This window comes from Mycobacterium scrofulaceum (assembly GCF_002086735.1).
In the GTDB taxonomy this organism is placed as follows: Bacteria; Actinomycetota; Actinomycetes; order Mycobacteriales; family Mycobacteriaceae; genus Mycobacterium; species Mycobacterium scrofulaceum.
Window position 1 is genome coordinate 1 of record NZ_MVIJ01000089.1, and the last position, 11,005, is coordinate 11,005.

Consider the following 11,005-nt stretch of genomic DNA (forward strand, 5'->3'; position numbering starts at 1 on the left):
GGGCGGGGTTGCTGGTGTCCGTATGGCTGGGGGTACCCGGATGGTTGCTGGTTGGCATTGGGCCAAGACATAGTCGCTCCGTAAGGGGTAGGATATCGAGGGGAATGGGGCTGGCCCGCCGTTCGTGGCGAGCCGGCGTCAAGTCCCTTGGGGCGCGCTCAGTCTCGGGAGATCCCAGCGGTGGTTTTGGCCACGATGTCGCTTGCTTGCGTGGTGGTGTCCAAGCCACACCAGAGAGCGTCGATGATGACGTTGTTGGCGATCCCCATGGCACGTTGGCAGCTGGCGACGCTCGGGCCTGAGTGGGTCTGGGTGGCGGCCAAGGTGGTGTCGGTGCTCTGTGGCTCGCCGAGATTCCAGGTAAGGGGAGCATGGCCGGGTGTGATGACGGTGATTGACTGGTTGGCGCAGCCCGACCAGCGTGTCTTGGCTTGGCTGAAGAATTGCTGGGCTGAATCGGCGTCGCGGAAGCCGATCAGGGCTTGCATCAGCGCGTGCTTGGGCGCAACGGGTGCCGCGTCGTCAAGTATTTGGCCTTGCAGCGCGGTCCAGTTACTCCCTTGGTAGACGGCGGCTTCGGCCGGTTGGTAGATGTCTAGGCAGCCGGGATTGGACACTGTCTCCTCGTCGTGCCACATCTGCGAGATCGGCTTGCGCACGGCCATGGCGGTGGTGTGCGCGATGGTGTTGACGTCGCTGTCTTTGAGCAGCAGATCGGCAAGGTGCTGAGGCAAGACCGCCGGTGGTTGCCAGCGCCCCAGATCGGGTGCGGCGCTGGGGTGCCCGGCTTCTGTGGTGGTGCAGCCGGTCAGTAGTAGGGCTAAGGCGGCGGCGGTGAGGATGGTCGAGCGCACGGTGGCGGTCAGGCGCGGTGTGCGGCGACCTGTGGCGTGCTTGGCGGTGCCCGATCCACGGGCCGGGCCGCAGACGGGGAGTCGTTGGCTGGCGCTGTCGTCGACGCTGGCGATCGCGCGAGGTTCTGAAATGACGGTACTCATGGGGCTCTCCTATGCGGCGCCGGCACGAAAGCTGGGGGATTGGTGGTGGGTCTCGGTGTGTTCGGCGGGCTGCGGTAGCGGGGCCACCGCAATATCACCGATCTCGGCGTGGCGACGCCGCTCAAACTGGGCGGCCAGGAATGCGTAGACGGGTTTGAGGTCCTGCGGGTAGTCGCCGGGCAGGATCACTCCGCCCCAAACGCCGTGGGTGGCGCCAGTGGCGACCGCGTTGTAGCCGCAGCGGCCCAGAAAGGGGCATTCGGCGCACCGCTTGATCGCGCGGTGCCGGCGGCGTGCATCGAAGAACAGCTCGGGGTCTTGCCGGCAGGCCAAATCTTGGTTCGTGTGGAACAGGCGCACGTCAGCTGGCAGCTGCAAAGACGCGAACGGTCTTGCAACAGACCGGGTCTCGCTGGGGAGAGGAGGGAGGTTTGTCATCGGGGCGGTCCTTTCGTCTTTGGATGCTGGCGGGGGTCGTGATCGAGGTCGGGCGTTTGGTGAACGACGCGGCGCTTACGTGGGTGCTGGTGTCCGGTCCCGGTTGGGATGACGCAGACGCTAGCAATAAAAACACAGCAGTGCAATGTTTCAAAGCATTGCGCCCTGTTTCATGCTGTGTTTCAATGTGGGGCATGCAAATGAACGACTTCGCGCCTGGCGGCTGCGGCAGCGGCCCGGCCGGCGCTGATAACGGTCACCCCACCGCAGCGACCGACCTTTGCGCCACGCCGTCACCTACTCCTGGAGGACACCGAATGCCTGACCAGCCCAACGTGCCGATCACCCGTGCCGCGCATGACGCCCCAACATCACATGTGGTGCCGCAGTGGGCTGCGGCTCCCGCTGACTCCCAGGCCGAGGCAATTGATGTCTACCAACCCGGTCAACGGCCGGCTTTCGGCCCTGGCCCGGGCGAGGAGATCACGACTGTGTTGCCTCGCCGGCCTATCGGTTTTGCGGGGCCGGCTTCGATACCGCCTGCAGCACCGGGAATGCCGGCGTGGGGCGCGCCGGCCGGCTATTCGCCGTCGCCGTCCCGGCCCGCACCGAACCGTCGCCGGCTGCCGTTGGCGTGGATAACGGCTGGGTCCGCAGTCGTAGCCACCGCCCTGTGCGTCGGGCTCGTGATCAATTTCGCCAGCGGCTCCGACGGACCCGCCGACGTGAGGATCGCTCCGCGCTCGAGTGCCACGTCAACCGCGCCCAGCCCCAGCTCCACACCTGCGGCAACGATGCCACTCTCTGCGCTGCCAGGCGTGCTGCTGGATGTGACGACCCTCAACAGCATGCTGGGCGTCTCAAATCTCACGCCTAGGGCCGACGTGTCGCGGAATGACACGCTGGCCTTCTCCGGCGGGGACAACGATCACCCTGAGTGCGGCGGCGTCCATCACCCGGCGCTGCAACGAGAACTCGACAACAGCGGCTATCTGGGGGTGCGGATCCAAGCGGTCTCAGACCCGCGCATGACCGAGAACATCGTCGATGACGGAGCGATCTACTACTCAACGGCTAAGGCGGCCAACGACTTTGTCGACAAGCAAGCCCAAGCCTGGGAGAAATGCAACGGCATCACGCTGCATCCCGACCCGGCCCTTCATGACGGAATCTGGATGGTAGGCACCGTCGCCAATCGTGGCGGCATGGTCAGCGTCATCAATACCCAGGAAGGCGCCGAGGGTTGGCAATGCCAGCGGGCGCTTACCGCACGCAACAACGTCGTCATCGACGTGAACAGCTGCGGTTTCAATCGCAACGATCAGGCCATCGCCATCGCCACCCGCATGGCCGACCGCGTCACCCCGCATTAACCTCTGCCGCCGATGGTGGGCGGCCTCAAAATCGGCTGGCAATGCACTCACCGTGTGGCCGCGAGGCTGCACAAAGAAAGGAATGACGATGACCAGGATGTGGTTGTCGCCCAGGGTTATTCGGCTTGCCTTGCTCGTGGTGTCCTCGGTCTTGATCACGATGACGGTCGGGTGCACCGATGTTGTCCACGGCGCGGTGCGGGCAGCACCCAACCTTAAACCTCGCGCCCTGACCGGCCAGGTCATCAAAGACGCGATGCTGAGCGACACCGAGCTCTCGCACGTATTTACTCAGTCGTTCGAAATCGACCGGGCACCTGTATTCGGCGGCCCCGGGGAGCTGTTCTGGGATTGGCCCGGCGCTAGACAAAGCGATTGCGCGGGGCTCAGCCACATCCTGATGGGTGAGGTGTACACCAACGCCCAGGTCCTCAATGTCGCGCACGAACAGTGGTGGGACTCGCACGCCGATCACGATCCGACGGTGATTGACCTGGAGGAGGGTGTGGTTGCGCTGCCGACAATGGCCGCCGCCGATGCGCTGTTCGCGAAGTTCACCGAGCAATGGACCAGATGTGTTGGCGCACGCGTAGATGCCGGCGTGGGTTATCACTACGAGGTCGGCGACGTGCATGCTGACGCCTCTGTCGTGGAAGCCACCGTGGCAAACCAAGACCAAGAAACCCGGTTGCGCGAGATGCATGCGCTCGGGGCGCGCGACAACTGCATCGTCGAGGTCTCTATCACCTACTTCCGCGACACTGCTGCTGCTGCTACTGCACCCGCCCCAGGCCACAGCGCGGGCGACGTCACCCGACTGATCATGAACAAAATTGGCGATCGCGCCTGACGTGCTGGTAGCAGCGGCTACCATTTTCTGATCTGGTTCCAGACCGACACAGTCGCGCGGCAACGCGGCAAAGGGGGAGAGGGATGGGCACACACGGCGTAGCCGATCCCGAGGGATCACCCAGTGCGCTCGTGACCGCAGCGATGAGCCAACCGCGAGCCCGCCATCTCAACTCCGCTCAGCGGGCCCGTCTCCAACGCGCGGCGCGCGATGCCGCGCTGCTCTACCCTGACAATTCCGACCTGCAGCAGTGCGCCATCGACGCCGCACTCGACTACCTCAACGACAGTGCTGACCTGGACGCCGACGGCGCCAAATGGCACCGAATCCGCCAGGAAGAGAGACGACTTGGTGCCCGGGTACGACAGCTGGCAGTGATGGCGGTCGCCGACAAAGCGATTTCAGAACGCCGGGCGGCTAGCGCGATCTTCGTCGATCGCATGGCCTTGCGCCGCTGGTCGGGAAAAACAGGCCACTCGCGAAAGACGGAGTCACCGCGGGGTCAGGAATCATCCCGGTGACACCGACACACCGAACCATGGCTCACACCGCGGGGATGTATGCACGCTGGAGCGCATCACTGCCGCTACTGACCGCCCTCATTACCGCGGGGATCGCGCTCAGCAGCGGCTGCTCGTCGGTCGTGACCGGTAACGCCGTGAAGTCCGGCGGCCCAGCACCGGCGGCGGCCAACGCGGCGCTGCTCGACCCCGGCAACTATCCGCGCCGACCCCGACCGCCATTGGGCAACGTGGCCGATGACGCCGCCGGGCACCGCGTCGAAGCCCAGCGCATGGCCGACATGGTAACCGGACCCTGGCAGATCGATGACAAGCTCATCAGCCCGACGAACGCGGAAATCGCACCCACCACCGCCATATCCGACCCGGGCCGGCTTTCGGTGCTGGTGCGCGGCGAAACAATCGCCCCGATCGCCACCGCACATCACTTCGTAGCCGGCTTCGTCAGCGGCCGCGCCACCCCGCCACCACCGAAAGGACAGGCCGACAGCGACAATCCCAAGATCCTGGACAACGGAGTGTTGCGCTTCCCCACCACCCAAGACGCCGCCGACGCCGCAGCCGCCATGGGCGCAGCCGACTTGGCCACCGTGCGCCCAGGCAACATTTGGGCCACCCGACTCCCCATTCCGCGCTACCCGGCCGCGGTGGCCGACGTTGCCGCCCTCTCAGGAGGCTTTGAAGCCGAATCGTTCACCGCGCACGGACCCTACGTGTTCTTCCAGTTCGCCGGCTCCAAAGAAAGCGCCGCCGCAGCCGCCGACATGATCGCCAAAACCCTGGACCTGCAAGGCCCTTCGGCCGACCACTTCCAAGCCACACCTGTAGACCAGCTGGCCTCCTTGCCCGCCGACCCGACCGGGCTGCTGGCCCGCACCGTGCCGGCCACCGAGCCCAGCATCAATCAGTCCGCGGTCTACTCCCCGCACGCCTCCCTGCATTTTCGGTCTGACCCAATCGCTACCCAAGCGATGTACAACGACGCCGGCATCGCCCGCGTCGCCGTCGACCGCACCACCGTCTACGAGGCAGTCGATACCACCGGCGCCCAGCGCGCCGCCGACGGTCTCGTGCGTATCGACGTCCCGTTCCTGGGCTACCACTCCGCGCCCGGCATCAACGGGCTACCCTCAGCGCGCTGCTTTGACCGCGGATCCGACAGCACCGACCTGGGCGCCGTGCGTTTCCTGTGCATCGCTACCGCCGAGCGGTACGCCTTCAAAGCCACAGCGGCCCAAGAGGTCGAAGCCCACCAAGTCATCGCCGCCCAATACCTGATGCTGACCACATCATGAAGGTCCGCGCACTCACCTTGATCCTCGCCGTCGCGGCCGCGGCGATCACGGTGGCATGCAGCACGACGATCGCGGGCAGCGCCATCAAAGCCCCGGGAGAGGCCAGTTCGGACGGTGTCGATCTCGCATTGCTCGATGTCGGGAATTTTCCCACCGCCCCGCGCCCCCCGATCGGCGTGGCCAGCGACGCGCTGCAAGGCGGGTGGGCAGAAGGGCGCCGCCTGGCCAGCGCTGTGGTGGGCCCCTGGGAGGTCGACCCCGACCTGATCGACTTCGCGCAAATGGAATCCGGCGTGGTCAAAGACACTGACGCGGTCAACTCGCTGCTGGGCGCCCCGCTGGGTGAGGCCCTTAACGGCCACCACTTGCTGGCCGGGTTTTCCAGCGCCCGTCACACCGACAAAGGCGCCTACAAAGACCTGCTCAACATGGTGTTGGAACTGGCCAGCCCCGCCGACGCCACCGCCGCGATCGCCGACATGGCCGCCAAAGGCGCGTCCTTGACCATGCCATTCGACACCAAACCTGTCCCCACCCAACCAGTCTCGATTCCCCGGTACCCCGCAACGACTGCGCTGAGCTACACCTGGACCGCGCACTACCCCGAACCCGGGGGGCCGCGTTTCACGGTGACCGCCCTCAGCGCTCACGGACAATACGTGTTGGCACAAGCCGCAACGTCGGCCGACAACGCCGATAGGGCAGCCCAATTGATCGCCACCACCCTCGATGTACAGCAGCCGCTGGTCGACCAATTCAAACCCACGCCACCTGATCAGATGGCTCAACTGCCGCTGGATCCTGATGGCCTCATGGCGCGCACCGTGGCACCCCGGCAAGAAAACGAGTCGATCAGCGACGGCGTCTATGACGCGCACGGCGCCCTGCACCTGGCTCCCGACGACCCGGTGCATTTGGCGGCGCTGTTCAAATCCGCTGCCGTGCAACAGGTGGCCTGGGTGGTGGAAACCAGGATCTACCAAACCCCGGACAGCGGCTCAGCCGCGCGCCTGGTGGCTGACATGACCGGCCCGAACCAGGTTCGCGGGATCAGTGGCATGCCCAAAGCGAAATGCTTCAACGAGACCCTGGCCTACTGGTGTGTGGCCCGCGCGGACCGCTACGCCTACGAGATGCAAAACGAACAAGAACACGCACTACATCAGATGATGGCCGCCCAATACCGCATGCTGACCGGAAAGTAAGCCCCTCATGCCGCTTGCCGTAGGAACCGTCATCGCCGGATACCGCATCGAAAACGTGCTGGGCTCAGGTGGAATGGGCACCGTCTACCTGGCCCGCCACCCCACATTGCCGCGCAGCGATGCACTGAAGATTCTGTCCGCCGAGCTGTCGGTGGACCGCCAGTTCCGGATCCGGTTCACCCGCGAAGCCGACCTGGCCGCCACCCTCAACCACCCCAACATCGTGCGGGTCTACAACCGCGGCGAAACCGACGGGCATCTGTGGATCGCCATGGAGTACGTCGAAGGAACCGCCGCTAACGATTTGGCGCGCGCTAACCTCACCCCGACCCGCATCGTGCGCATCATCACCGACGTCGCCGCCGCACTCGATTACGCACACTCGCGCCGGGTGCTGCACCGCGACATCAAACCCGGAAACTTCCTAATCTCGTCACCGGGCAGCGATCACGAGCGAGTGTTGTTGGCCGACTTCGGCATCGCGCGCGCCCTCGACGATGCGACCACGTTGACCGCGACAGGCTCGATGGTCGGCACCGCGGCCTACGCGGCGCCCGAGACCATCGAAGGCCGCCCGGCCGATCACCGCACCGACATTTATTCCCTGGGCTGCGCCTTGTTTCGGCTGCTGACCAGCCGCACCCCCTACGAAGACAACTCATTGTCGGCAACGCTGGCCGGACACCTGATGCGACCCGTCCCGCACCCGACAGAAATCAACCCCTCTTTACCACCTGAGATCGACGACGTGATCGCCCGCGCGCTCGCCAAAGACCCCGATCAGCGCTTCCAAACGGCCGGCGCGCTGGCCGCGGCGACCAGCGCCGCATTCACCAATAACCCTGCGCCACCGACCACCACCGGCCCCACCGGGCCCCGGGCGAGCAACGCGACCAATCCCACGCTGAGCTATCCACCGACGCCGCCCCACGCCCAGCCGGTGTGGCCCGCCTATGATCCCCGCGGAGCAGCCGCGCCACCGAACAGTGCTATGCCCCAACAGTTCGCAGGTGTACCGTCCGGCCCAACGCCGACTGGCCCTGCCGGTTCCGCACCAACGCCCAAGGGCCGCAAACGCACTCGTCTCATCGTGGGCGCGACAGTGCTTGTTGCTGCCCTGGTCGCGGCCACCGTGGTGGGCATTCACCTGTTCGGTCACACCAGCGGCGACTTGGGCCCCTACCAGCCACAAACCCTGAACACCAAATTCGGCACCCTCAAACTCGAGCACCGCCCGGTGGCCATCGCCGCACTCGGACCCGGCGACCCCGATGCTGTGCTCTCGCTGGGCGCTCAGCCGGTCTTGATCAACGCCGCTGGCGCCACCACACCGAGCTGGTTGCAACCGCTCATGCACTCAACCCCACCGGTATTCGCGGCCGCTGATGCCGCCGCCATCACCGCGGCCAAACCCGACCTGATCATCGACACCGGCGACGTCGACCAACCTACCTACAACGCGTTGGCCTCGATCGCGCCGACACTGACCCGGCCCGCCGACAACAGCCAAGACTGGACGTGGCAGACACAACTGAACTGGGTCGCCACGGCACTGGGTCGCACCGACGCCGCCAAGACGCTACTGGACAAGGCGCAATCCGAGCAGAACACGATCCGCTCCGAGCACCGCAGCTTTCTCGGCAAATCGGCCGTCGTGATCAACTACACAGGCACCACGACCACGACCACGACCACGGCCGCGGCGACCCCGTCACCGCCGAGTAGCTACCTGGAAAGCATCGGCTTCACCTACAACCCCCACTACAAGCGCAGCCCTGGCGGCCCACCGCAGGTTCCCTTCAACATCAACGACGTCGACTACATCGGCCAGCGCAGCGACGTCATGCTGCTATTGCGGACCGACCCCGCCGCCGGCGGCGGCGGGTACGCCGGCTTGCCCGCCAAATACACCAGTTTCGGGGGCACCCTGGTCGTCATCGATGATCCCGCGACCATCACCGCCCTCAATACCGGCGGACCTGCGGCCACCAGCTACCTCAACACCGCACTGGTCACCAAGCTCACCAACCAAATCCACTAGCGCCTGTCCGACAATGTCGAGTCAGACGGCCCGCCACTGGTCCGGCTTCTTCTTGTCGGTGAGATGCCGAACGCGCGCCACCAGTGGTGAATGACCCTGCTTTTTTGCCCAGTCGATCGCATCCTGCTGGGTTGAGGCCCGGTGGAGTTCGCTATCAGCGTGGTCTTCGACGACATAGTGCGAGATAGCGTCTCCTTCGCGGCCTTTGGGTCGCGGTTCGACGTAGACGTTGCCCATGAGTGTTTCTCCGTTCTGCGTGCTGGTCAGACAATCTCTGCGTACCCAGCCCGTGGGCCCGTGTCACACAGCGCCGCGAGGTGACACGTGCGGCAGCCTGAAACGGGCGGCGACCATCCGCCACCTGTAACCAGGAGAGTCAGGACGTTCGCCGCAAGCGCCGCACGTCGTGTTCGACACAACCCACGCGTTCGGCCGCCTCTGCGACCGAGAGCTCGGGGTTAAGGAGGATTTGCAACTCGGCGGTAGTGAAGGTCGGTTCGACGTCCCAGGGAGCCTCATCCCACCCGGTTTCACTGAAGCCAGAAAACAGTTCGTCGCACATAGCTATCCTCACGAAACATGGAGAAGGACCGAAGATTTCGATGAATGAGGTCGGGGGCTGCGTCGCCCGCCGGGATGACCTCCGTGTGTTGATCGTACCGTCGCGGTGTTCCATTTGCTGGCTTACAGCCGCGTGAGATCGCAGGCTGTACGTCACTAGCCGATTCGAGGTCATCGCTCGTAACCACCCGATGCACGATCGAAATTCGGTGAACGACGCAGAAAAGTGCGGAGAGCGACGAGTGGGAAACCTGCGTAGACCCACTGGTGTCGAAGGCGCGAGGTCGGCCGCGATCGGGTGAACTTTAGAGTTCGAGGCCGTTGCCGCGGTTCTGGTGGCGGCCGCGGGTGCGGTCGCGTTCGGCGATGGAGTCCAATCGCTGTGCGGTGGCGGCGATGTCGCGCAGCTGCGCAAGCACTTGGGTGCGTTGGTACAGGACTTCGACGGCGCGGCTGCGCTCGGGGCTGGGTGTGCTGGTGGCGGCGAGGTAGTGTTCGGCGCGCTCGATGGCGGTGCGAGGTTGGGTGCGGCCGGGGTCGGGGGTGCCGAGGTGTTGGGTGTTGGGCAGGTCGTTGGTGAGCACGGCGATCAGGGTGTGGGTGGGCTGTCGATCACCGGGGGTGGCGACCAGTACAAGTTTGGTGTTGGTGGCCGCGGCGGTGTGGGCGAGCCAGCGCAGTTGTGCCGGGGTGAGGGTGTCGGCGTCGTCGACGATGATCAGGCTGCCCAGCGGTGGTTTGTGTCGCTGGGCGGTGAGGTCGGCGCGGTAGTCGTCGATGCTGGTGGTGGTGTCGGCGTAGGTGTGGTCAGGGGCGTTGTCGGAGCCGGTGACCGCCAAGGTGGTCTTGTTGTGGTGGTGGGCGGTGTCGGCGAGGGCGCTCAGGGTGGCTGTTTTGTCGGCACCGGGATGCAGGTGGAGCAGCTGGACGCTGTGAATGTTGGTGGTCAGCGCGCTAACGGCGCGGCGATGCGCGTCGTCGAGGCCATCGAGGGCGGCCGGCGGAGGTGTGTAGAGGGCGGCGGGGCTGGCAGCGCTGGCCGCGTCCAGGAAGTCGACTTCGGCCTGAAGCTGGTCGAGATCGGCGCCCAGATCGTAAGTGTGGGCGGGGGTTTGGGCTAGCGAGCGGGCGGCTGCGGCTTCGGCGCGGGCGAGCTGGTCATCAAGGTTGCGGGCGCGTCGGCGGGCGAGGTTGAGGGTGTCGGTGTCGGCGCGCACGGCTTGCGCGCGGCGCGCGTGCAGGTGGTGTTCGGTGACGATGCCGGCCTGGCCGCCGGCGCTGTCGATGAGGTCGGCGCGCGCACCCTCGAGGCGGTCGCGCGCGGTGCGTACCGCGGCGTCGACGTGCTCGGTTTGTTCGCTGACCTGAGTGTGGTGTTGCTGGTAGCGGTCCGCGATGTCGTGGTCGCCGCGTTCGGTGGCCGCGGTGATCGCGGCGGCAAGCTGGGTGAGGAGTTGATGGTGCAGCTCGGCGGTGTCTTCGGCGTGCACCCAGCGGCCATGCGCCTGGGCGAGAGCCTGCTGGTAGGGGCGTTGTTCGACGAGCCGTTGGTGCAGCTTGGCGAGTTCTGCAGCGGCCGCGCGTTCAGCGGGTCCACCGCCGCCGGACAGGATGGCGTCGACGAGTTGGCGGGCGTGGTGGTGGGCGTCTGGGCGGTCGTGGTCGTCGGCGGCGGCGGTGGCGGCGGCGGCAGGACCGTGACGGTGGTGCTGTTGTCCGGTCC

11 protein-coding genes and 1 pseudogene are annotated in these 11,005 nt (G+C 65.8%); 7 read left to right on the top strand and 5 right to left on the bottom strand.

The annotated features are described in order from the left end of the window. Positions 1-158 precede the first annotated feature (158 nt). The gene (locus tag BST44_RS27945; RefSeq protein ID WP_047324250.1) at positions 159-998 is read right to left on the bottom strand and encodes a sensor domain-containing protein; all 840 of its coding nucleotides are present in this window, start codon (positions 996-998) and stop codon (positions 159-161) included. A 9-nt stretch (positions 999-1,007) separates the two neighbouring features. Continuing rightward, entirely contained in the window at positions 1,008-1,376 is a 369-nt protein-coding gene (locus BST44_RS27950; protein WP_158086684.1) for a WhiB family transcriptional regulator, read from the bottom strand. A gap of 854 nt (positions 1,377-2,230) precedes the next feature. Between BST44_RS27950 and BST44_RS30230 the strand changes: the two genes are divergently transcribed. The 6 genes from BST44_RS30230 (at position 2,231) to BST44_RS27980 (ending at position 8,721) form a co-directional block, all read left to right on the top strand. Further along, complete coding sequence (locus BST44_RS30230) at positions 2,231-2,809, top strand: sensor domain-containing protein (RefSeq protein WP_279628994.1); 579 nt, start codon at positions 2,231-2,233, stop codon at positions 2,807-2,809. A gap of 88 nt (positions 2,810-2,897) precedes the next feature. Beyond that, positions 2,898-3,659 (top strand): sensor domain-containing protein, encoded by a 762-nt coding sequence (locus BST44_RS27960; protein ID WP_158086685.1) that lies wholly within the window; start codon positions 2,898-2,900, stop codon positions 3,657-3,659. Between the two features lie 131 nt (positions 3,660-3,790). Further along, positions 3,791-4,180: a hypothetical protein gene (locus tag BST44_RS29905; RefSeq protein ID WP_075630228.1), complete on the top strand. Its 390-nt coding sequence runs from the start codon at positions 3,791-3,793 to the stop codon at positions 4,178-4,180. Positions 4,181-4,197: 17 nt separating this feature from the next. After that, positions 4,198-5,475, top strand: a complete 1,278-nt coding sequence (locus tag BST44_RS27970) for a DUF7373 family lipoprotein (RefSeq protein WP_231614292.1) — start codon at positions 4,198-4,200, stop codon at positions 5,473-5,475. Beyond that, entirely contained in the window at positions 5,472-6,680 is a 1,209-nt protein-coding gene (locus BST44_RS27975) for a DUF7373 family lipoprotein (RefSeq protein ID WP_047324256.1), read from the top strand. The genes BST44_RS27970 and BST44_RS27975 overlap by 4 nt, the downstream gene beginning before the upstream one ends. 7 nt (positions 6,681-6,687) lie before the next feature. Next, on the top strand, positions 6,688-8,721 hold the full coding sequence (locus BST44_RS27980; protein ID WP_047324257.1) for a serine/threonine-protein kinase: 2,034 nt from the start codon (positions 6,688-6,690) through the stop codon (positions 8,719-8,721). Positions 8,722-8,742: 21 nt separating this feature from the next. On the opposite strand, the gene BST44_RS27985 is transcribed toward BST44_RS27980, so the two are convergent. The 3 genes from BST44_RS27985 to BST44_RS27995 form a co-directional block, all read right to left on the bottom strand. Next, entirely contained in the window at positions 8,743-8,958 is a 216-nt protein-coding gene (locus BST44_RS27985) for a hypothetical protein (protein ID WP_047324258.1), read from the bottom strand. A 139-nt stretch (positions 8,959-9,097) separates the two neighbouring features. After that, complete coding sequence (locus BST44_RS27990) at positions 9,098-9,283, bottom strand: hypothetical protein (RefSeq protein ID WP_047324259.1); 186 nt, start codon at positions 9,281-9,283, stop codon at positions 9,098-9,100. 304 nt (positions 9,284-9,587) lie between these two features. Continuing rightward, a complete protein-coding gene (locus tag BST44_RS27995; RefSeq protein ID WP_047324260.1) occupies positions 9,588-10,772 on the bottom strand; it encodes an ATP-binding protein in 1,185 nt (394 codons plus the stop codon). On the opposite strand from BST44_RS27995, the pseudogene BST44_RS30745 reads away from it, so the two are divergent. Further along, a pseudogene (locus tag BST44_RS30745) lies at positions 10,743-11,005 on the top strand (hypothetical protein); the annotation flags it as partial. The gene BST44_RS27995 and the pseudogene BST44_RS30745 overlap by 30 nt on opposite strands.